Annotated in this window: 19 protein-coding genes and 1 pseudogene; 18 read left to right on the top strand and 2 right to left on the bottom strand. The window is 44.1% G+C overall.

Features of this window, described 5'->3' with window-relative positions:
• The first annotated feature begins 10 nt into the window (after window positions 1-10).
• From gmd to rfbD, 13 genes and pseudogenes are all read left to right on the top strand, one after another.
• Complete coding sequence (gene gmd, locus CGZ75_RS14740; RefSeq protein ID WP_089525042.1) at window positions 11-973, top strand: GDP-mannose 4,6-dehydratase; 963 nt, start codon at window positions 11-13, stop codon at window positions 971-973.
• 13 nt (window positions 974-986) lie between these two features.
• The gene (locus CGZ75_RS14735) at window positions 987-1,946 is read left to right on the top strand and encodes a GDP-mannose 4,6-dehydratase (protein WP_089525041.1); all 960 of its coding nucleotides are present in this window, start codon (window positions 987-989) and stop codon (window positions 1,944-1,946) included.
• An 11-nt stretch (window positions 1,947-1,957) separates the two neighbouring features.
• Window positions 1,958-2,731 carry an ABC transporter permease gene (locus CGZ75_RS14730; RefSeq protein ID WP_176444849.1) on the top strand — a complete coding sequence of 258 codons (774 nt, stop codon included), beginning with the start codon at window positions 1,958-1,960 and terminating at the stop codon, window positions 2,729-2,731.
• 1 nt (window position 2,732) lies between these two features.
• Window positions 2,733-4,007 (top strand): ABC transporter ATP-binding protein, encoded by a 1,275-nt coding sequence (locus tag CGZ75_RS14725; RefSeq protein ID WP_089525039.1) that lies wholly within the window; start codon window positions 2,733-2,735, stop codon window positions 4,005-4,007.
• Window positions 4,007-5,290, top strand: a complete 1,284-nt coding sequence (locus tag CGZ75_RS14720) for an FkbM family methyltransferase (RefSeq protein WP_089525038.1) — start codon at window positions 4,007-4,009, stop codon at window positions 5,288-5,290. The genes CGZ75_RS14725 and CGZ75_RS14720 overlap by 1 nt, the downstream gene beginning before the upstream one ends.
• A complete protein-coding gene (locus tag CGZ75_RS14715) occupies window positions 5,274-7,805 on the top strand; it encodes a glycosyltransferase (protein WP_089525037.1) in 2,532 nt (843 codons plus the stop codon). The genes CGZ75_RS14720 and CGZ75_RS14715 overlap by 17 nt, the downstream gene beginning before the upstream one ends.
• A 36-nt stretch (window positions 7,806-7,841) precedes the next feature.
• Window positions 7,842-8,395, top strand: a pseudogene (locus CGZ75_RS14710) (sugar phosphate nucleotidyltransferase); the annotation flags it as partial.
• A 109-nt stretch (window positions 8,396-8,504) separates the two neighbouring features.
• Window positions 8,505-9,998, top strand: a complete 1,494-nt coding sequence (locus tag CGZ75_RS14705) for a hypothetical protein (protein WP_089525036.1) — start codon at window positions 8,505-8,507, stop codon at window positions 9,996-9,998.
• Window positions 9,999-10,336: 338 nt separating this feature from the next.
• Window positions 10,337-11,317, top strand: a complete 981-nt coding sequence (locus CGZ75_RS14700) for a glycosyltransferase family 2 protein (protein WP_089525035.1) — start codon at window positions 10,337-10,339, stop codon at window positions 11,315-11,317.
• 28 nt (window positions 11,318-11,345) lie between these two features.
• Window positions 11,346-12,089 (top strand): sugar phosphate nucleotidyltransferase, encoded by a 744-nt coding sequence (locus tag CGZ75_RS14695; protein ID WP_089525034.1) that lies wholly within the window; start codon window positions 11,346-11,348, stop codon window positions 12,087-12,089.
• Window positions 12,090-12,201: 112 nt separating this feature from the next.
• Window positions 12,202-12,759 (top strand): dTDP-4-dehydrorhamnose 3,5-epimerase, encoded by a 558-nt coding sequence (rfbC, locus tag CGZ75_RS14690; protein ID WP_089525033.1) that lies wholly within the window; start codon window positions 12,202-12,204, stop codon window positions 12,757-12,759.
• 26 nt (window positions 12,760-12,785) lie between these two features.
• A complete protein-coding gene (gene rfbB / locus CGZ75_RS14685; RefSeq protein WP_089525032.1) occupies window positions 12,786-13,817 on the top strand; it encodes a dTDP-glucose 4,6-dehydratase in 1,032 nt (343 codons plus the stop codon).
• Window positions 13,818-13,852: 35 nt separating this feature from the next.
• Complete coding sequence (rfbD, locus tag CGZ75_RS14680) at window positions 13,853-14,695, top strand: dTDP-4-dehydrorhamnose reductase (protein ID WP_089525902.1); 843 nt, start codon at window positions 13,853-13,855, stop codon at window positions 14,693-14,695.
• Between the two features lie 48 nt (window positions 14,696-14,743).
• Here rfbD and galU read toward each other — a convergent pair whose 3' ends face one another.
• Both galU and CGZ75_RS14670 read right to left on the bottom strand, forming a co-directional pair.
• Window positions 14,744-15,628: a UTP--glucose-1-phosphate uridylyltransferase GalU gene (galU, locus tag CGZ75_RS14675; protein ID WP_089525031.1), complete on the bottom strand. Its 885-nt coding sequence runs from the start codon at window positions 15,626-15,628 to the stop codon at window positions 14,744-14,746.
• Between the two features lie 431 nt (window positions 15,629-16,059).
• Window positions 16,060-16,908, bottom strand: a complete 849-nt coding sequence (locus CGZ75_RS14670) for an AraC family transcriptional regulator (protein WP_089525030.1) — start codon at window positions 16,906-16,908, stop codon at window positions 16,060-16,062.
• 392 nt (window positions 16,909-17,300) lie between these two features.
• Here CGZ75_RS14670 and tnpB point away from each other — a divergent pair, with 392 nt between their 5' ends.
• The 5 genes from tnpB to CGZ75_RS14640 all read left to right on the top strand — a co-directional run bounded on the left by tnpB (window position 17,301) and on the right by CGZ75_RS14640 (window position 23,435).
• Complete coding sequence (gene tnpB, locus CGZ75_RS14665) at window positions 17,301-18,398, top strand: IS200/IS605 family element RNA-guided endonuclease TnpB (RefSeq protein ID WP_089525901.1); 1,098 nt, start codon at window positions 17,301-17,303, stop codon at window positions 18,396-18,398.
• Between the two features lie 152 nt (window positions 18,399-18,550).
• Window positions 18,551-19,744, top strand: a complete 1,194-nt coding sequence (locus CGZ75_RS14660) for a glycosyltransferase family 2 protein (protein WP_089525029.1) — start codon at window positions 18,551-18,553, stop codon at window positions 19,742-19,744.
• Window positions 19,745-20,277: 533 nt separating this feature from the next.
• Window positions 20,278-21,705, top strand: coding sequence for an undecaprenyl-phosphate glucose phosphotransferase (locus CGZ75_RS14650; RefSeq protein WP_089525028.1), 1,428 nt, complete (start codon window positions 20,278-20,280; stop codon window positions 21,703-21,705).
• On the top strand, window positions 21,695-22,693 hold the full coding sequence (locus CGZ75_RS14645; RefSeq protein ID WP_089525027.1) for a glycosyltransferase family 2 protein: 999 nt from the start codon (window positions 21,695-21,697) through the stop codon (window positions 22,691-22,693). The genes CGZ75_RS14650 and CGZ75_RS14645 overlap by 11 nt, the downstream gene beginning before the upstream one ends.
• 25 nt (window positions 22,694-22,718) lie before the next feature.
• Window positions 22,719-23,435, top strand: a complete 717-nt coding sequence (locus CGZ75_RS14640; RefSeq protein WP_089525026.1) for a hypothetical protein — start codon at window positions 22,719-22,721, stop codon at window positions 23,433-23,435.
• Window positions 23,436-23,471: the final 36 nt, after the last annotated feature.

Here is a 23,471-nt window from a genome sequence, read left to right as displayed (position 1 = left end):
GATTATAAACATGACAAAAAGCGCATTTGTAACAGGAATTACAGGACAAGATGGATCTTACCTCGCTGAGCTTCTTTTGGAGAAAGGGTATAAGGTATTTGCACTTCGCCGCCGCACAAGTACACCGATTATGGAAAACATTGAACATATCAAAAATGAAATTGAGTTTATCGATGGTGATCTTCTCGATCAAGGCTCATTGATTAACGCTATGCGAATCTCCGATCCAGATGAAGTCTATAATCTCGCCGCACAGTCCTTTGTAGGTACATCTTGGATCCAGCCCGTCCTGACTGGCCAATCCACAGGTATTGGTGTGACTAATATGCTTGAAGCTGTTCGCCTGGTTAAGCCAGAGGCTCGTTTTTATCAAGCGTCCAGCAGTGAGATGTTCGGTAAAGTCGTTGAGACGCCGCAAATAGAGACCACACCGTTCTATCCCCGCAGCCCATACGGTGTAGCTAAGGTCTATGGTCATTGGATCACAGTTAACTATCGCGAGAGCTATGATATGTTTGCTTGCTCTGGTATTTTGTTTAATCATGAATCGCCTCGTCGTGGCGTCGAGTTTGTAACCCGTAAAGTTACAGATGCAGCTGCTAGAATTAAGCTGGGACTTCAAAAGGAACTTCGCATGGGCAACCTTGATGCCAAGCGCGACTGGGGATTTGCAGGCGATTACGTTAAAGCTATGTGGTTAATGCTGCAACAAGATACTCCAGATGACTACGTTATTTCTACGGGTGAAATGCATACTGTTCAAGAACTAGTCGAGATTGCTTTTGGTCGTCTGGATCTCAACTGGCGTGATTATGTTGTCATTGATGAGAAATTTGTTCGTCCTGCAGAAGTTGATCTTCTCCTCGGCGATTGTACAAAAGCAAAGCAAAACTTAGGCTGGGAGCTTGAAGTTGGATTCGAGCAGCTGGTGACGATGATGGTTGATAGCGACCTTGCCAAGTTGAGCAAATAAAGGATGGGATTAAATGAAAGCTCTGATAACAGGGATAACGGGGTTTGTTGGGAGCTACCTACTTGATGAGCTTTTAGTAAGAATGGATTGGAAAATTTGGGGGGCGGTCAGAACGGCCCCCCTTTCTCCTTTAGTGAACAATAATTCGTTGAAGTTGGTTCAAGTGGATTTTCAAAATGAGGATGACATTTTAAAGTGTATTAATGAAATCAAACCGCACTATATCTTTCATTTAGCAGGGCAGAGTAATGTTCGCCTTTCTTGGGAAGATAAACGGCAAACATTTGACATTAACATGATGAATGCTCTGAATCTTCTTGAGGCGATAAGAAAAAGCGACGTAGCAAATACAGTTAGATTGTTGACTATAGGGTCATCAGAAGAGTATGGCTTTGTAAAGCCGGAATTGCTTCCGATTAATGAAGAGACAGCTTTGAATCCACAAAATCCATACGGCATATCGAAAGCTGCAATCAGCATGTTAGTTAAGCAATATCATAAAGCCTATGGTTTAAATGTAATTCATGTACGGCCGTTTAATCATATAGGTCCTGGACAAAAAAGAGGATTTGTAACATCAGATTTTGCCTACCAAGTTGCTGCAATGGAAGCGGGCAAGATGGATCAAACTTTCCGTGTAGGAAATCTAGTATCAAAACGCGATTTCCTGGACGTACGTGATATTGTTAAAGCATATTTAGAGCTTATTATGCATGGTCAGGGTGGAGAAGTTTACAATGTCTGTTTGGGAGAAGCCACTTCTATTCAGGAGATCCTTGATTTCTTTGTTGCTGAGGCTTCTGTGAAAATTAATATTGAAACAGCCGCGGAATTGATCAGACCTGTCGATATTCCTCTTTACATTGGAGACAATAAAAAAATATTTGAAGCTACAAGTTGGAGGCCGCAATATTCTCTTGAAAAAAGTTTGACTGATATTTTGAAGCATTGGCGAGAGCGTATTAGGGAATGAAGGGGATGCTAGTGGAAAGAATTCGTGAGATTTTTGATTATCGGCAAATGTTAGTGAGCATTGTTCGCAAAGATTTGAGATCTAGATATAAGGGATCTTTCTTAGGTTTTTTGTGGACATTCGTGAATCCAGTGTTACAACTCACTATATACTCCATTGTTTTTCCTTTCTTGCTCCGTAATAACCAAGAGAACTATCCCATGTTTTTATTTGTTGCTTTATTGCCATGGATTTTTTTTACTACTTCTTTACAGGGAGCGACTACTAGTGTGGTAGCGAATGCAAACCTTGTGAAAAAGATTTATTTTCCCAGAGTTATCCTTCCTCTCTCCGTGGTGTGTACGAATTTAGTGAACTATATTTATGGGTTAATAATAGTTTTTCCGGCTTTATTGTTTACAGGAGTTTCTTTAACATTTAATGTTCTTTGGCTTCCTGTAATTCTGTTTATTGAATTTGTTTTTGCATTGGGCCTTGCCTTGATTCTTTCCGCTTTGTATGTTCGTTTTAGAGATTTAGAGCATGTTATGAATATTCTGACTATGATTTGGTTTTATTTGACACCGATTGTGTTCGCGATTAGTATTTTCCCCGAATCTGTGGCGGAGATAATCGGCTATAACCCGATGGTTCCAATTATTAATGGATTTCGAGATGTTTTACTCTATGGGAATGCTCCTAACTGGAATGAATTGTTGTATTCTATGATTGTAGCAATAATGACTGTTGTTATTGGCTTCGTTGTCTTTGAAAAGAATGAAAAGACCTTTGCGGAGGATCTCTAAAATGAAAAGTGAAACAGTGATCTCTATTGATAATGTTAGTAAAAAGTTTAAAATATACAAAGATAAACCGCTTACAATGAAAGAGAAATTGCTGAGACTTCGAAGTAATGATTACGAGGATTTTAAAGCTGTAGATAAGATTAGTCTTTCTATTTACAAGGGAGAGACTATTTCACTGATAGGACATAATGGTTGTGGAAAAAGTACTTTGCTTAAACTGATTACGAAAATTCTCTATCCAGATGATGGTGCGATCAAAGTGTCTGGACGGATTTCAAGTTTAATTGAGTTGGGCGCTGGGTTTCATCCCGATTTTACAGGTCGGGAGAATATTTATACAAACGCGTCAATATTTGGACTTTCAAAAAAAGAAATAGACAACAAACTAGATGAAATTATTGCATTTTCCGAATTAGGGCATTTTATTGATAATCCAGTCCGGACATATTCTTCTGGAATGTATATGAGGCTGGCGTTTTCTGTTGCTATAAATGTTGATCCAGAGATTCTTATTATTGATGAAATACTTTCAGTCGGCGATGAGAATTTTCAAAAAAAATGTTTTGAAAAGATAGATAAATTCAAGAAAAACGGAGCGACAATTGTCATTGTTACTCATGATCTGGGCACAGTGGAAAAAATATCTGATCGGGTTATATGGATGAATGCTGGTAAAATAGTTGAAGAAGGAAAAGCAGATCAGGTATTAAATTCCTACAAACAGCATATGAACGGGAAATTTGTAGAGCAAAAACAGATTGAATATGAGACTCTCATCGATAGTGAAAAGGAGGGAGTTACATCTTTTCATGAAGCAGCTGTTCATAGTGGTGATGGGAATAATTGGGGTTCCAAGGAAGTGTTGATTACCGATGTGCGAATATTAAATAAAAATGGAACAAAAACAAATGCAGTTATCGCGCAGGAGAACATGATAATTGAAATAGACTATGCCATCGATAAACCTCAAAAAGAATACATTTTTGGGATAGGGTTTTATAATTCAGATTTGTCTCTGATTTATGGAAACAATACGGAGATTGATAAAATCAAATTAGAAGATTTAGAACGAAATGGAACTCTTCAATTTCATGTACCAAGCTTGAATCTATTGTCTGGTCTATATAAATTAAATGTCGCAGTCGTCGATGAAACACATAGAGCCCTGGATTTTTATAAATACTATATGGACTTTACCGTTGTATCAACGGATAAATCAATTGGTTCATTTTCAATCCAACACAGTTGGACTATAAAAAATGAAGGAGCTAAATAATGAAGTTTGATAGTGTGGAGCATGAAGTTATCTTGAATAAATTTCAAATGCTGAATAGAGAGATTCCTGTGTCGCCGCAAGTGCTTAGCCAATACGATTCACAAGCATATTTCCATGAAATTTCTAATCATATAAATCAGATGCAATATACTCGACAAAACTTTGCCTATAGGCATTTACAATCTCATCGAAAAATACTCGGCAAACCAATTACTCTTGTGAAAAAAATAATGCGTAAATTGTTGAAGTGGTATATTGAACCCATTGCATTCCAGCAAACCGAGTTTAATAATGCAGTAACTCCAGCTATTGGTAGACTGACTGAAGCTCTATACCAACATACTGCGAAATTTAATGATGTAGAAGGTTTACCTGCTGACATGCAGAAAACAAACGAGCAACTCCACGACTATAGAAATAAATTACATGTTCAGATGGAGATTGTAAATGAACGTATTTCTCGTCAAGAGAACGAGACGTTAGAACTTAACCGCCAACAAGAGCTTTATCGAGAAAAGATTCAAGAATTAGATGCTAAAATGAAGATGATTGATAAACTAGAAGTACTTAATTTAATTGAAGGATCTCCTTATATTAATGAGACTTACTCTCAAGCAGGAGAAGACAGTATCATTCATTATATTATTAGTTTTTTAGGAATTGAATGGAATAATGTTACATATATTGATCTTGGTGCTAATCATGCGAAGGAGTTAAGCAATACCTATGCCCTTTATCAAAAAGGAGCTAAGGGGATTTTGGTCGAAGCTAATTCTAATTTAATACCTGAATTAAAATTTTATAGAAATCGTGACACAATATTGAACTTCTGTGTTGATAAAGTGTCAGGGAATAAAATACCTTTTTATGTGCTTAATGGTGACGGTGTAAGCACGATGGATTATGAGGCTGCAAAAGAATTCTGTGAAATAAATCCCTATTTAAATATAATAGAGACAAAAGAGATCGAAACTATATCATATATGGATATTGTCCAAAAATATCTTCATAATGCTCCAACTGTTCTATCTATTGATATAGAAGGCAAGGATTTAGAAGTTATTGAATCGATTGAATTTGGAGAACTGAGACCGCTTATAATCGTTATTGAAATGGTTAAATATGACATTAAATTATCGTATAACTCCAAAAATCATTCAATTGTAACAATGATGAAAACTATTGATTACGATGAATATGCATTTACAGGAATAAACTCAATTTTCATTGATCGTAGATTTTTGATGGAAAGGAATATGATTTCAAATGAATATCGCAATTGATGTTCTCGCAATTTTGGGGGAAGGTTCAAAAAATAGAGGAATTGGAAACTATACAACTAGTCAATTAAAAAAAATGTTTGAATTAGATAAAAAGAATAATTATTACTTGATTAATTTTTATGAAGATATTAGTTTGAAGAAGTTGCTTGATTATTCCGATAATGTAAAAGAGCTATATTTTTATACAACGGGAATTGCTCAGATCAGAAGTGAAGAAAACTTTAAGGGAGTTCTCAAGGATATTACAAGGAAGATAATTCATGATTATAAGATAGATGTGTTTTATGTTACTTCTCCATTTGATGGAGCCATGTTCTATGAGCAAAGTTGGTTCGAGGGAATTACATCTATTGTAACTTTATACGATATTATCCCTTATTTATTTCGAGAACGGTATCTTGTTGATCAATCCTCAAAAAACGAATACATGAAATGTATCGAAGAATTAACTAAATATGATAGAATTTTGTCGATATCACAAAGTGCAAAAGATGATCTTGTGGGTCACTTTAATGTTAATCCAGACAAGATTGATGTTATTTATGCTGGAGTTGATGAAAGGTATAAAGTTCTTCCCCAGCAGGAGCTTGAAGAAGCAAGGAAGGAATTTGTTCAGCTTTATGGAATCACTTCTGATTTTATAATGTGTACCGGTGGAGATGATGAACGTAAAAATATTGGAGGACTTATTGAGGCATACTCTTGTTTGCCCCCCAATTTAATAAGCCAGTATCAGCTTGTCATTGCTTGTAAGCTCAGTAGTGTTTCTGAAAAAAGGTACTATGAACTCGCAGAAAAGAAAAAAGTAAAAGGAAGAGTGATACTTACTAACTTTGTCCCGGATCAACACTTGATACAATTGTATAATCTTGCGACAGCAGTTGCGTTTCCCTCTAAATATGAGGGGTTTGGACTTCCAGTTATTGAAGGGATGGCTTGCGAGACACCTGTACTTACTTCCAATAATTCAAGTCTAGGTGAGATTGCTGAAGGAGCGGCAATTCTTGTTGATCCATTTAATTTAATGGATATAACTCGAGGACTTTTAGAGCTTCTGGAAAATGCCAATCGGCAAGAATTAATTAAGAATGGTTCAGAGAGAGTTAAGCGATTTTCGTGGCAGGCTGTTTCAGGGAAAACAATTGAAATTATTGGTAGTACTTTATCCAAGCCAATTAATAATTCTTCAACAATGAAAAAGAGGCTTGCCTTTTTTACTCCTCTTCCACCATTGCAATCAGGAATATCTGATTATAGTTATGATTTATTAAATGAGCTATCCTCTGATTTTGACATTTCAGTGTTTATTGATGGTACATATCAAGCTGTTGAATTTGATCAATCGAAGCAAATTTCTGTTTTACATCATCAGGAATTTTTGAGGCTATCTGAGTCTTTCGATGAGATTATCTATCAAATGGGGAATAGTGAATATCACATTTATATGATAAACTATATCAAAAGATATAAAGGGATACTTGTTCTTCACGATTATAATCTTCATTTATTATTTAATTTTATAAGCTCGCAAGAAAAATCATTATCTTTATATGCAGATATGATGATGGAAGATTACGATTCATCATTTGTAAAGATGTATCTGGATGATGTTAAGCATGGGAGGAGTACTAGGAAGATCTATGAACTTCCTCTTAATGGATATGTTTCAAACTATGCTAAAAAAATTATTGTTCACAGTGATTATGCCAAGAGGCAGTTGCTGGAGAAGAATTTTAACTATCAAGTGAAGAAGATTCAGTCTTTGGTAATTCATACTCCTATTAGAGATAAGGCAGTGGCAAAAGAGAAACTCGGAATTAAGTCAGACCAAGTAATAATTGCAGCTTTCGGTCATATACATGAAACAAAGAGAAGCATTCCTTTAATTCAAGCGTTTCAGCAGTTGGCAAAAGAGCATTATAACGTGCATCTCTATCTAGTTGGAAAGCTCACACAGGAGTTAGAAAAGCCGATTAAAGCATTACTGAAAGAAAGTTCTCTTAAACAACGAGTAAAAATTACAGGATATACAAATTCGGAGGATTACGAAAAATATATTGAAGCTTCTGATATATGCGTGAACCTTCGCTTTCCCTACAATGGAGAAACATCGGGCAGTTTAATGAGAATCCTTTCCAAGGGGAAGTGCTCTATTGTATCGGCGCTTGGCAGTTTTGACGAAATTCCTGATGATTGCTGTGTAAAGATTGAAAGCGCTGAAAAATTAGGGCCTATCAAAGAGGTTGAAGCAATTACTGAAAAGTTGAATCTGTTGTTATCTCATCCTGAGATGATCCAGGATATTGAAAGGAATGCAAGAAAATATTCTGAACAATATCTAGATATACAGAAAGTAGCGAATGAATATAAAGATTTTATTGGAAACAATTATCGATCGAATTTGACAGAAAAAACCATTAAATCGATCTATGATCATATCAATCGAAATCAATGGACTCAGGGGGTTGATTTTTATAAACTTACTAAGACCATTGCGTATTCTAAAAGTTATTAGTTCTTTAAAATTATGCTGCTATTGAGGTGTGCTCATATGAAAGGCATTATTCTTGCAGGCGGGACAGGTTCCCGCCTTTTTCCTTTAACAAAAGTAACTAAAAGCTCAAGCAGGCAGGTATCCAAGACATACTCATCGTAACAGGAAAAGAACATCTGGGTGATGTTGTAAGTCTCCTCGGGAGTAGATATGAGTTGGGAGTCAATTTTACTTATAAGGTTCAAGACCAAGGTGGTGGCATTGCACAGGCACTTGGCCTTGTCGAGCAATTTGTTGGTAACGATCAAATGGTTGTCATTTGGGGATAATGTATTTTCAGACTCTATTAAACAATATGCGAATAGCTTCCGACAGCAAGGTGAAGGAGCTAAGATTCTCATTCAAGAGGTCTATGATCCACAGCGGTATGGGGTTCCTGAACTGGAGAACGGCAAGATTAATCTGTCGAAGAAAAACCAACTAAACCTAAAAGCAGTTTCGCGGTAACAGGCATTTATATGTATGACAGCAAAGTGTTTGATATCATTAGGACGCTCAGTCCTTCTTTTCGCGGAGAACTGGAAATAACGGATGTTAATAATGCCTATATCTTGAAACCTATGAGTTTTGTGAAAGCATATTATTTACGGATTCAGGGAGTAGCAAGTAACTACAAGCAAATGATAAAAATATCCATATATAACGATTGGAGAACATGACATGCTCAAAAGGATTCTATTGTTTCTATTTAGTATTATGATGTTTCTCTATTACTTATTTCATGCAATTCAAACTCCAGCTAACTCGGATTTTGCTGCAATCATTCTAGAAGCAAGGTCAATCTATGAAGGGAATATATTTCTTTCCGGTTGGGCTTTATCCACAGTATCATTTTATACCACTGATATACCGTTTTACGTGATTGGGATGATGATATTAGGTCCTACACATCGATTGCTCTATATTGTACCATCGATCATATTTGTCCTAACGCTTGCAGCAGCCCTTTGGGTTGTTTATGATGGTAAACGAATCAGAGGCTCTTTGCTAACCTTTAGTTTTATTGGAATTCCAGTTGGTTTATTCGCTTCTATTTCGTTGACAGGTCCTATTCATATTGCCGCAATAGGTCTGTGCTTAATCTGCTTGAAGTTCTTACAACTTACTAAACAAAAGAATATGTATTATTTGTATTTCGGACTACTCTTCTGTTGGACATTAATCGGTGATTCCTTGGCTTTATGGATTCTAGGGGTGCCTATTGTACTACTGGGGGCATACCGAATTTATGTGACCCCTATGCACTGGAAGAGAGAGATAATATCACCTATAATCGTGTGCGTAGCATTATTAGTATCTAAGGCTGTATTGAAATTGATTGCAGTTTCCGGGGGATTTGTTGTTCCGGGAGCGGGACAAGCGATGTTTACAGAGATAGAAAACATAGGACGTAATATTTACTCTACTTTTTATGGACTGCTAGAATTGTTCAATGCTAATTTCTTCGGAAGGCCAATTGGCTCGTTGCAAACTATGATTCTATTATTTCATTTTTGTGCAATGATTTTGGTCTTCTATATATTCGGTCGGATCGCATATCAAATGGTGAAAAAATCTGAGAATGACTACACGAATCAGCTTCTGGTCATCTCTATAGCAGTTACTATTGCCGCCTATCTATTCAGTAACATGAATCTAGGTACGGACACTACTAGATACTTGATTCCAGTTGTGTTTCTCGGAGCTGTATTAGTTGGTAGATGGTTTAATACATTTGAATGGAATCCCAATAAGAATGTAATTGTCGCCATGGTCATAGGATTTTACGCATTAAGTATGTTTTCTCCATTTTCATTACAACGTGACCTTAACAAAATGGATAAACTACAAGTTTATCTTGAAAATCAGGGATTGACCAATGGCTATGCCTCTTATTGGCTATCAAGTCCGATAACGGTTTACAGCAATGCAAAAGTAAAAGTGCGGCAGGTGACAGCAACGTCTGATGAAAAAATAACACCATTTATATTTCTAGCTGAAAAAAAATGGTATGATTCATCGGCCAATTTTATTATGTACGATTCATCCGATTGGGGATCAGTAAATAAATTAACTGCTATTAACACGTTTGGAAAGCCCGTAAAAGAATTGCAATTCGAGGATGTGCATATTTTAGTGTGGGATAAGGATATCAGCAAATTCTTGATCCGATAAATCTGAATTATTAAAACTCCTAAACATAAGGCTTTGAATAGATTCGTTTAGGGGCGCTGTTATGGATTTAATCTGTAAAAAGAAGATGGTGAGACGAAATCTACCTACAGAACCATCTTCCCCCTCCCCTACACGAAGAGGATATGACATCTCTCATGCTAAATTTGGAGATTATAAGAAATTTCAATTATTTTATTTTTGTTCTATCTGGAGCTATGACAGGGGATGTTGCAAAAAGTGAAGCCAGTTTTAATGGTGGTAATCATCACTTGTAAAGCACAAATTATGAGCTTGAGATCCACTGAGAATAAATTGAATCAGTGAAAAGGAGTATATAAATGGACTCACCAATGGTTTCTATAGTGGCACCAATGTATAACGAGGGATCAAATATATATTTTTTTTATGAAAGAATGACCTCAGTATTAGGAAAACTAAACCTTAACTATGAGATCGTTTGTGTTAATGATGGAAGTAAGGATGATACTTGGGAACGGCTAAAAGAGATAGCTGATCGGGATGCTAGAGTTAAAGCAATTGATCTATCACGTAATTTTGGAAAAGAAGTTGCTATGACCGCAGGTATTGATTTTTGCATGGGTGATGTAATTATTCCAATCGATGCAGATCTTCAAGATCCTCCTGAACTCATCCCAACTATGATTGACAAATGGAGAGAGGGTTACGACGTTGTTTATGCAACTCGTATTAGGCGTGAAGGCGAAACGAGAATGAAGAAACTAACGGCACATCTCTTCTATAGAACAATTAGGAAGATGACCAACATTGATATTCCCGCAGATACAGGAGATTTTCGGTTGATGTCTCGTCCTGTAGTGGATGCCTTAAAGCAATTAAAGGAGCAACATCGATTCATGAAAGGTCTGTTTAGTTGGGTTGGATTCAAACAAACAAGCATTCCTTATTTAAGAGATCCAAGACATTCGGGAAAAAGCAGTTTTAACTTTTGGAAATTATGGAATTTTGCAATAGAAGGAATTACTTCCTTTACCTTTGCCCCACTACAGCTTTTTACTTATTTTGGTGTGACAGTATCTTTTGCCAGTTTTATATATGCTATATATATGATCATAAGTACGTTTTTGTATGGAAACCCTGTGCCCGGCTATCCTTCGCTTATGGTAGCTATACTTTTCTTTAGTGGTGTTCAGTTAATGACGCTGGGGATAATAGGTGAATACATCGGTCGAATCTATAATGAGTCTAAAAGACGTCCTCTCTATTTAACTAGAGAAGTGGTTGGTGCTGTCGAGGAGAAGCAATCAGTAGAGTATCCTCAACGATTAAGAAAAATCTAATAATCTCTAAAGGAAAGGACTGAACATCCTGAAGGGTATCATTCTAGCAGGCGGGACGGGCTCCCGCCTGTTTCCTTTAACCAAAGTAACTAATAAGCATCTTCTTCCCGTTGGAAAATATCCGATGATTTATTATTCGATTGCAAAGCTAAAGGAGTCCGGGATTGAGGACATTCTTATTGTGACGGGCAAGGAGTACATGGGTGATGTGGTCAATCTGCTTGGAAGTGGTTATGAGTTCGGTGTGTCACTGACCTATAAAGTGCAGGATAAGGCTGGCGGCATTGCGCAGGCACTTGGATTGGCCGAGCAATTCGTTGGTAAGGATCAGATGATCGTTATTCTTGGCGACAATGTTTTCTCCGATTCTATCGCTGAATATGCAGAGAATTTCCGGAAACAGGGAGAAGGGGCTAAAATCCTTATTCAAGAAGTTCACGATCCGCAGCGTTACGGCGTACCAGAGCTCGAAGGAGACCGGATAGTATCTATCGAGGAAAAGCCTGCTCAGCCTAAAAGCAGCTATGCTGTTACGGGCATTTATATGTATGACAGCCGCGTATTCGACATCGTGAAAACTTTGAAGCCTTCCGGTCGCGGTGAATTGGAAATAACAGATGTTAACAATGCCTATATCAAATCTAATTCGTTGTCATATGATATTTTAAATGGTTGGTGGACAGACGCCGGTACCCATGCCTCGTTGACCCATGCTAATGAGCTGGCCAAGGATCTGGTGCTGGGTGAAGAATTTGGTAAGTTGAAGATGTGAGGACATTCAAGGTTAAGTTTTTGCAAGGTGTGCTCAGCTTTTCAGAAGTAGAGAAAATCCTAGAACAAGCCAATTAGCTCGAAAAAAGTGGGAAAAAGAGGCAGGTGCTGAAGTGAACGTTGTTGAGACTAGACTAGCAGGCTTAAAGCTAATCGAGCCGATAGTACATGGAGATCATCGCGGCTTTTTCGTTGAAAGTTATAATGAAAGCCGATATCATCAGCACGGAATTGCTTACCAGTTCATTCAGGACAATCACTCCTTATCCATTGAAGCTGGTGTGCTTCGGGGTCTCCATTATCAATCGAATCCCAAGGCTCAAACTAAGCTGGTTCGCTGTACTTCTGGTGCTCTGTATGATGTTGTGGTAGATATTCGCAAAGGCTCACCTACATTTGGTCAATGGCAAGGATTTATTCTAAGCGCTGCGAATCATCGCCAGTTGCTGGTGCCGCAGGGCTTCGCCCATGGCTTCTGTACTCTTGTTCCTAATTCCGAAGTACAATATAAAGTTGATGAGCTCTACTCTGCTGAGAATGACCGCGGTATTGCTTGGAATGATCCTGCCTTAAATATCGATTGGCCGGTGAGCAAGCCAATTCTCTCGGATAAGGACGGCAAGCATCCCGCATTGGCGGATGCTGATTTCAATTTTATTTTTGAGGGCTGAGCCCTAACGGAAAGGAACGTTGCCAGATGAAGCTGCTTGTAACCGGCGGGGCCGGATTTATAGGAAGTAATTTTGTTTTATACATGGCGGAAAATTATCCTCAGTATGAAATTATAAATCTGGATGTCCTGACGTACGCGGGTAATCTGGAGAATCTCAAGTCAGTTGAAAACCATCCGAATTACCGCTTCGTTAAAGCGGATATCACAAATCGTGCAGAATTGGAGTTTCTGTTCCAAGAAGGAATTGACGTTGTAGCCAACTTTGCAGCGGAATCGCACGTTGATCGCAGCATTTTGGAGCCGGATGTGTTTGTGAAAACAAATGTACTTGGTACTCAGACCCTGCTAGAGCTGTCCAAACAATTCCATGTTAAAAAGTTCGTTCAAGTTTCGACTGATGAGGTATACGGAACTCTTGGTGAGACGGGTTTGTTCACGGAACAAACTCCACTCTCAGCGAACAGCCCTTACTCGGCTAGTAAGGCCGGTGCGGATCTGCTCGTCCGTGCTTATCATGAGACTTTCGGCCTGTCGGTCAACATTACCCGTTGCTCCAACAACTATGGACCGTATCAGTTCCCTGAGAAACTGATTCCACTCATGATTCAAAACGCCCTTCAAGACAAGCCGCTTCCAGTCTATGGCGACGGTCTGAATGTGCGCGATTGGCTGTACGTCGAAGATCATTGTAGTGCAATTGATTTGGTCATCCACAAGGGCGTGAACGGCGAGATTTATAACGTTGGCGGACGTAATGAGCGGAACAATATTCAGGTGGTCAAAACGATTTTGGAGGAACTGGGCAAGCCGGAATCGCTTATTCAATTCGTTAAAGACCGTCTTGGACATGATCGCCGTTATGCGATTGATGCCGATAAAATCCGCAATGAGCTGGGATGGACGCCGAAATATGATTATGAGTCCGGCATTCGTGCCACAATCCGTTGGTATCTGGATAACGAAGAGTGGATGAAGGGTGTTTCCAGTGGAGCCTACAAGCAGTACTTTGATACACAGTATGGGGATCGCTTAAAGGAAGCTGGGAGCAAGGGATGATAAGCTCTTCATCCGTTGGCAACTCTATTCAAAAGTTGAAGGTATTGGTCACTGGGGCTAACGGACAATTAGGCCGGGAGTTGACTCTATGGAAGCAGGGTTCGGGACTTGAAATTGTCGGAATGTCCCGTGAACAACTGGACATCACTTCACTCGAACAATGCCGGGCTGCAGCTACTGCAACTAAGCCGGATGTGATCATTCACTGTGCGGCTTATACAGCCGTAGACCTGGCGGAGTCCGATCCGGATGGAGCCTATCAGGTCAATGCAGCAGGGACCCGAAACATTGCTATCGCCGCGCGTGAAGCTGGGGCTAAGCTGATTTATGTCAGCACGGATTATGTATTCGATGGTAAGGGGAGTACGCCTTATCAAGAATACGACGCGACGAACCCACTGACCGTTTATGGCAAGTCCAAGCTAGCAGGAGAGCAACTTGTACAGTCGTTGCATGATCGCTGGTTTATTGTGCGCACCTCTTGGGTGTACGGCCAGCATGGCGCCAACTTTGTGAAAACGATGCTGAAGCTGGGGGCGGAGCGAGATAGTCTGAGCGTAGTTAATGATCAATATGGATCGCCTACGTATACGAAGGACCTTGCGGCCTTTTTACTGGAGCTTGCCGGGACGGAAGCCTACGGGATCTACCATGCTTCCAATAGTGGTATTTGTACATGGTATGAGTTCGCGCAAGCTATCTTTGAAGAGGCTGGCTTACAAGTACAGGTTAATCCATGCACAACGGAGGAGTTCCCGCGACCAGCGCCGCGGCCTGGGTATTCGGTGATGGATCACGGGGCAATCCGTGTGAACGGGTTGAACGATCTTCCCGAGTGGAGAGATGCGCTGAAGGCGTTTATGAATGAACCCAAATAAAGAGCTACCCGATAGTCAACAAAATGACTATCGGGTAGCTCTTTATGGTTACTTCGAAGAGACTGTATTCTCACTAACAAGACTGTTTATATACTTGAGAGTCTTCTCACGCAGCTCGGGATGCTGCAATGCATAATGGATAGTCGTTTGAACGAAGCCGAACTTTTCTCCGACATCATGACGCTTTCCTTCAAAGTTGCAAGCATATATTGTTTGTTTTTCATTAAGTAACGAAATAGCATCGGTTAATTGAATCTCCCCGCCAACGCCTGCCTCTTGATTCCCCAATATATCAAATATCTCAGGGGTCAAAATATAGCGTCCCATGATGGCGAGATTTGAAGGTGCTACTTCACGGGCTGGTTTTTCTATAAAGCCATTCGTTTTAAAAAGGTGAGAAGAAACTTGCTCGGGCTCAATTATTCCATATCGTGAAACTTCACTCCATGGAACTTCTTGCACACCTACTACGGAAGCTTCGTACTGATCATACACATCAATAAGCTGCTTCAAGCAAGGCGTGTCAGACTCGACGATGTCGTCACCGAGCAGTACGGCAAAGGGCTCATTGCCAATGAACTTTCTGGCGCACCAAATGGCGTGACCTAGTCCTTTAGGTTCCTTTTGTCGAATATAATGGATATCCGCAATGTTGGAGGGCTTGGTCACGGACTCGAGAAGATCCCATTTGTTTTTCGAGGCGAGGTGATGCTCCAGTTCAAAAGAGAAATCAAAATGATCCTCGATAGCGCGTTTCCCTTTACCTGTAACAATAATAATATCTTCAATACCCGAAGCAACAGCCTCTTCAATTATGTACTGAATGGTCGGTTTGTCGACAATTGGGAGCATTTCTTTTGGCATCGCCTTGGTGGCTGGCAAAAAACGGGTTCCTAAACCAGCCGCAGGTATAATTGCTTTTCGAATGGTCATGAATATAGCCTGCTTTCTACTAAAGAATATATAGATTGAGTATAACATAAACCGTTATATGGGTTGGGTTGTATGACAAATTATATAAATCATTCCAGTAATATTTTATCGATGCAAGGATGCTTAAGGCTGGTATGATCAACGTTCTGCCAACTCCACCGTAAAGTCATGTTTCCTAGCTCGTTGGCTAGGGAGGCACTGTTAAAACCTCAGCAGCCGGAACCCTCGCAGAGCTCCCCATCGCCGTAGTCTCCTAAATCTCATCGCGGAAGCTAGCGGCCTAGTTCCACGCTCGGCCGTTCATCGGGATGAAAATTCCAGCAGAAAAGTTGCTAACTCTACTTCTGAATTCATTTTTTTCTGTGAAAGCTCCTATATCATCATCGCCTTCATCCATGGATGTAGTTGATTGAGAAATCATGGCGCACCCGCTACTCCCGCCGTCGATAACCTCCCGGCGAAACCCCATAGCGCTCGCGAAAAACACGGTGTAAATACGTGTACGTCCCAAACCCCGATTCCTCCGCGATTTGTTCCAGCGTCAGCTGGCTATTGTCCATTAGCCGCAGCGCAAGCGCGAGGCGAACCTGTTGAGCGTACTGCATAATTGAGCTGCCGGTCTCCTGTTTGAACAGGTGGACGGCGCGCGTTTTGCTGATACCGGCATGGGCGGCCGCCTCTTCAAGCGTGAAGACAGTGGTGGCATGGGCTTCGACAAAATGTTTCAGCTTCACAGCGAGCAAAGCCGCAGCTCCTCCTTTGGAGGGAGCCTCCGAGATGGCCCGCTCCAGAAGCAGGCATAATGCCTGCAGCAGAGCGGAAAAAATCGCTGGACTGCCGCCGTCGAGACGCCTACTTTCTAGCGAAAGCTGTTGCCAGATGCCGAGGATTTTGCCGTCATCGGCAATCCTGGCGCGGCGAGGCCGCGGCTGCTCTTGCCACCAGCGGTCCAGCCATGGTCCGCTCGCCATTAGGAAATAATCGGCGCTGGCACCGAAGCGGCTACCAGGACCAGGAGCTTGAATGGCGATCTCATAGGCTTCTCCAGGAGGGAAAAGCAACAAATCACCGGGCACGACGTTGGTCATCCGACCGTCCAGCAGTACAGTAGCTTCTCCTTCCGTTTGCAGGCGGAACAGATAGGTCTCCAACCCGCCGCGCATCGATTGCTGAAATGGCTGAAGGTGCCGGGAGTAGTCACACAAAATAACGCGCGTTCCTTGGCTGTCATCCGCTGACTCTATCGGCTCGAGCCTTCTAGCCTCCTCGATTATTGACATAGGGTTGAATCTTCCTCTCTAAATCGATTGTTAACAAAGGTTTAGACTTGTCCACTCTATAGAGCTTCTTTGTGGTTTCCCTAACTGCCAATTCCCAGACTCCCGCTTCTCTTGTTCCAAATAAGGACGAAGCCTACCGGCATATTGTTTCTTCAAGCTTACAACTTGAACATGAATCCTCCATGAACAATCCATTCTTTTTTCATATGACCAGATTGTTGAGGTTATCGGCCATTTTGTTTCTACAAGGAACAGGGGTTATTTTTTATCTTGATATAACCAAGAAGACTCCCTCTTCTACAAGGGGGGGTGAATCGGTGTTTTTTTGATGCATGATTACGAACGTATGTGCTATAATAAAAGCAAATTCATGGATCGGAGGTGAAAGGTGGTTGTTCCATCATAAAGCTTTTCGCTTCCGCATCTATCCGACTCAAGAGCAAATCGTGCTTATCCAGAAAACGATTGGCTGCGCCCGTTTCGTCTTCAACTATTTCCTGGATAAGTGGAATCAAGCCGAAATTGGGAAAGCACGATCTTACCACGCTTGTGCCACGGGACTGCCTCCTCTTAAGAGCATCTTTCCCTGGCTGAGGGAAGTGGACAGCATTGCCTTGCAATCCTCCCTTCGGGATCTAGCGGATGCCTTTTCACGTTTTCACCAGAAGCAGAACGAGGCCCCTCGGTTTAAATCGAAACGGAATCCTGTACAAAGCTATACAACTAGATATACAAACGGTAATATCGCCATTGAAGGCAATCGATTAAAATTGCCAAAGCTGGGATGGATCCGCTTTGCTAAGTCCAGAGAGGTGGAGGGTCGAATCCTATCGGCTACGATTCGCAAGAATCCAAGCGGCAATTACTTTGTTTCCCTTCTAAGCGAAGTGGAGATGCAACCCCTTCCGAAGTTGGACGTCGTCCTTGGCGTTGACTTAGGCATCAAATCGTTTGCGGTTTGTAGTAACGGAGAGGTCGTTTCCAACCCCAAACACCTCCGCGCGTACGAAAAGAAACTGGCGTTTTGGCAACGCCGCTTGTCTAGGCGTACACCAGGCGGATCGAACAATCAGAAAGCGATGCAGAAGATCGCTCGTATACATGAGAAAATCGCCAACTGTCGACAGGACTTTCTGCACCAGCTCTCGACCCGATGGATTCGTGAAAACCAAACGATCTGTGTGGAAGATTTGCAAGTAACGAACTTAATGAAAAACCATAAGCTGGCCAAGTCGATCGCGGAAGTCAGTTGGGCAATGATGCGCATGATGCTGACCTATAAGGCGGCTTGGTATGGCCGCCAGTTAAGTGTTGTGGCGAAAAACTATCCGTCCAGTCAACTGTGTCATGTTTGCGGGTTCCGTAATCCCGAAGTCAAACAGCTGAGCATAAGGGAATGGAGCTGTTCCGATTGTGGCACGCAGCATGACCGAGATCATAATGCCAGTAGGAACATCCTGAAAGAAGGACTTCGTTTGCTTGTTGGGTGACGCCAACTGAACTGCGGGAACCGCAGAGATCGCTTGCTAAAAAAGAGAGGGCTGCTTCTCTGTTCGCAAGAATCCCCCACCTCTATAGGCTTCTGTAGGTGGCGGGAGTGTTCAAACAGAAGGTTATTTCGGAAGGCGGGTTCGATGTATAAATGAACATGACGAATTCGGCGGCGCGTCAGTCGCTGTCTCCGGACATCGGCGGCAGCGGGGCGCAAGGCTCTGCTGCCGCCGATGTCCGGGGGACGGTAAGCGTCCATATCGTGACTTACAATAGTGTGGAAGATATCGAGGGTTGTCTGGAATGCATTCGGGCACAGAGCTATCCTATCGAAAAGATCGTCGTGCTGGACAATGCGTCCAGCGACGGCACCGCAGAGCTTCTGCGTCGTATCGGCGGGGGGCTGACGGTCGTTGAGAGCCCTGAGAACACGGGGTTCGCCGGCGGGCAAAATAGGGCCCTCGCGGAGGCGGACAGCGACTACGCGCTCGTGCTTAATCCGGATGTGCGTATGCATCCGGATTATGTTCGGCTGCTCGTAGAGCAGTTGGAGCGCTGCCCGGAAGCGGGTAGCGCGACCGGCATGCTCGTGCGCCAGCCTGCCGAAGGGCTGGCTGTAGGCGCAGCAAGCGGCGGTGAGGCCGCGGCTGCGCAAGGCCGGGAGCTTGAGTTGGCCGCGAGCATAGCCGCGGGGCAGCGGGCTTTGGTACGGCCTGAGGGCGAAGCGGCCGCTGCCGCGCCGCCAGACGGCGGCACATTGCCGGGGGCGGTCCAAGCATGGCTGGACCGCCTGCCAGCGGAGGCGCTCATCGATAGCACAGGGCTGGAGTTGGACGCCGCGCGCCAAGCGCGCGATCGCGGAGCGGGCGAGCCGGCAGCGGCTTGGCTGGTCGGCGGCGAGACGTTTGGCGTCTCGGGAGCCGCCGCGATGTATCGCCGGAGCATGATGGAGCATGTCAGTATTCGGGGCGAGTTTTTTGATGAGACGTTTTTTGCATATAAGGAGGATGTGGATGCGGCCTGGAGGGCCCAGTTGCTCGGCTGGCAGGCGCTTTACGTGTCGGAAGCTCGTGCACTTCATGCAAGAGGCTGGAAGGAAGGCGGCCGGGCCGCAGTTTCGCTGTTCGTGCGCAAGCATTCCTATGAGAATCGATTCTACACACTGGTAAAAAACGAGAGAAGTCTGCTGAGGTTGCCAATTATTTTGTCGATAGAAACTCTCAAATTCGGGTATATCCTACTTAAGGAAAGAGATTTGCTTTCATCCTGGCCAGAAATCTTCCGAAAGCTACCCGAAATGCGAGAGAAGCGCCGCGAGCTGAGGAGCAAGAAGCAGAGAGGCTAAATGTGGCATGGTAGCGGGCAACGCTCTATAGAATGGTATTAACATGCTGTTGGATGCGAGGCGGCAGGTAAAGCTCCGTGTAGTCGGATAAACATGACGTCGGGCAGCAGGCATCACCTCGTGGACTGGTGTGAGCATGCCAATGGACGCAGGGTAGCGGAAGACGACTTGTGGAATGAATGGGATAATTACGACCCAGAACGCAGAACGCAGAACGCAGAACGCAGAACGCAGAACGCAGAACGCAGAACGCAGAACGCAGAACGCAGAACGCAGAACGCAGAACGCAGAACGCAGAACGCTAGCAACGAGCAATGCTTAGTTAGCTTCACTCTTTCAAATTATGCCGCTTCACAGGCAGTGAAGGACTACTTTCGCGCAACATGCCCGGAGATCTTGCAACTTTCATTCGAAATAATCTATCATGCCAGAAACATTTTGACGCAAAATTCGTCTAACGAATAGCCCACTGTCTCCTTTTTTGGTACAATTAGTGAGATTGATAGACTATAACGTTAATAGCGGTGATGAGAATGCTTCGAAGAAATCAGCGTTTTCTGACGCAGATGTATGTGCTGACCGACCTGGCTGTCATGCTAGGCCTGTTTCTGGCAGCATACTGGATCAAATTTCAAAGCGGGCTGCTGGTGTCCTACATCACAGTTCCTTTCAAGACTTACCTAGTTTGGAGCACGGTCTACGCGTTTGCAGCTGTGCTGATCGGCTTTTATACGAGCTTCTACGCCCCTAAGCGGCGCAAGAAGTTCTCTAGAGATGTGCTGAACCTCTTGCAGGTACAGTCGCTCAGCTTCCTGCTGTTGCTCAGCCTGCTGTTCATCACCAAGGATGTACATATCTCGCGTGAGTTCCTAGCACTGTTCTTTGCCATGAACTTGATCGGGCTTGTCGTCTACCGCTTCACGGTGAAGCGGATGCTGACCGTTTTGCGTCGACGCGGACTGAACAAACGTTATGTGCTCATTCTCGGCGCGGGCAGCGTAGGCCGCAGCTTCCACGACCAACTGCAGCTCTATCCCGATTTGGGATATGAGGCGTACGGTTTCCTCGATGACTTCCAAGACGAGCATGACTCCGTTGTGCAGAAGCGTTACAATGGCCGACCACTCGCTCCGATCGTTGGGCGGCTGGATGAGCTGGAGACTTTGCTGAGAGAAAATCCGACGATTGACGAGGTCATTATCGCGCTGCCGCTTGATGCCCACTCCAAGTACGGCGATCTCATCAAAACATGCGAGAAGGCCGGGGTCAAAACGCTGATTATCCCGGATTATTTCGATTTGCTGCCGGCGAAGCCATTCTTTGACAACTTCGCGGGTGTACCGCTTATCAATATCCGCGACGTGCCGCTCGACGAAATGGGGAATCGGATTGCCAAGCGCACATTCGACATCGCTTTCTCGCTCGCTGCACTGATTGTACTTTCACCCGTGATGTTGTTGATCGCTCTTGGCATCAAGCTGACATCACCTGGTCCGATCATGTTCCGGCAGGAGCGCGTCGGCCTGAACCGCCGGAGCTTCCAGATGCTCAAGTTCCGCTCGATGCGTGTCAGCACCGATGCTGACGCAAGCCAGACCTGGACGGTGGAAAATGACCCGCGCCGCACCCGATTTGGTACCTTCCTGCGGAGCACAAGCCTGGATGAGCTGCCACAGTTCATCAATGTACTGCTCGGCGAGATGAGCGTTGTTGGACCCCGTCCGGAGCGGCCGTTCTTCGTGGATCAGTTCCGCGAGGAGATTCCACGGTACATGGTCAAACATCATATCCGTCCCGGCATTACGGGCTGGGCGCAGACGAACGGGCTGCGCGGCGACACGTCGATCGACGAGCGCATCCGTCATGATATTTTCTATATTGAGAATTGGAGTTTCTTCTTCGATATTCGGATTATTTTCAAGACCGTACTGAAAGGACTCATCCATAAAAATGCATATTGAAAACCAGAAGGCTGCAACGGAGGATAACACCTCCCTGGCGGCCCCTGGCTCCGAAGCAGCCGGCCCCGTGCCGGCTGCTTCTGCAGGAGACAGGGTTTCCGTGATTATTCCTACCCGCAACGCGGGGCCCGATCTGGAGGAGCTGCTGGGGCGGCTGAGCCGGCAGACGCTTCCACCCTATGAAATCATCATCATCGATACAGAATCCACTGACGGCACACCGCAGCGGGCTATTCGCGCTGGTGCGCGGCTTTTCTCTATCACGCGAGCGGAGTTCGACCATGGCGGCGCGCGCAATCGTGCGGCGCGCGAGGCTTCCGGCTGCATTCTGCTGTTCATGACGCAGGATGCGCTGCCGGACAACGATCGGCTCGTTGAAGAACTCGCCCGGTCGCTCAAAGAGAGCGAGATCGGTTATGCCTACGCCCGCCAGTTGGCCCGCCCGGAGGCGGATCCCCTGGAGCGGATGTCGCGGGAGTACAATTATCCCCACGAATCTCGGCTGAAGAGCCGGGAGGATTTGAGCGAGCTTGGGATCAAAACCTTCTTCTGCTCCAATGTGTGCGCCGCGATGCGCAAGGAGACGTTCCGCGCTATGGGCGGGTTTGCGGAGCCGACTTTTTTCAATGAGGATCTGTTCCTGGCAGGCAAAATGGTGTTGGAAGGTTATCGAATTGCTTATAATGCAGAAGCGAGGGTTATTCACTCTCATGCTTATACGCCGATGCAGCAGTTCAAGCGATTTTATGACAACGGGGTCTCGATGTCCGAACAGGTGTGGATTTTGCCCTATGCCGGTGTCGGCAAGGAAGGCTCTGGACTCGTCAAGGCGCAACTGAAGGCGTTGATAAATGGGGGACAATGGGCAAAAATACCGAAAGTAGTAGCGGAAAATGTCGCTAAGCTAGCCGGCTATAAGCTGGGCATCCATCATCGTCGACTGCCAGAGCGCTTGCGCCGGGCGTTCAGCATGTATAGGCCAGGCTGAGCTATCGGGAGAGGAGGAGCGCAAGATGGACGAGGATACAAGAAGGCGGCATGCGGAACGGATTCGCAATGAGCTATTGCCGGGTCTTGAGGTAATCAGCGAGAATAGCTGGAATCCGGTTCAGGTACGGAAAATGCCGCCAGGCTGGAAGCTCCTCGGTTGCGGCAATTACGCGGCTGTATTCTCTTATCCGGGCGACAGCCGACTGGCCGTCAAGGTATATGCGCCTGGCCGTGACGGATGGGAAGCGGAACGTCAGGTATATCGCTTGATTGGCGAACATCCGGGCTTTGGACGCTGTCATGCTTCCGGTGACGATGGAGGAAAGCGCTGGATGCTTCTGAAGAGGCTGCACGGCAAAACCCTCTATGATTGCCTGCTCGAAGGTGTTCAAATTCCAGAGCAGGTCATCAAGGATGTGGATGATGCGTTAAGTTATGCGGTCTCTCGGGGCTTGCGCCCTCACGACGTGCATGGCAAAAACGTCATGCTCAAGGATGGACGCGGCATGGTCATTGACGTATCGGATTTTCTCAAGCTGGAGAGCTGTACGATGTGGTCGGATATGAAAAGGGCTTACTATGCTATCTATAAACCGCTGCTGAGTCGAAGTCCATTCCCCGTTCCCGCATGGATGATGGACGGAATGCGTTCCGGCTATCGATGGACGCGAAAACGCGGCAAAGAGCAGGCTAGCCGGGACTTGCCGGAGGATGCATCGGGAGACGGAATGTTACCGTAACATTTGAGTTTGACGGTAGCTTCGCAGCTGCTTGCT

Origin of the sequence: Paenibacillus herberti (assembly GCF_002233675.1) — a bacterium.
Lineage (GTDB): Bacteria > Bacillota > Bacilli > Paenibacillales > Paenibacillaceae > Paenibacillus_O > Paenibacillus_O herberti.
Note: the sequence above shows the minus strand (reverse complement) of the source record. Positions and strands in the feature narration are given on the sequence as shown.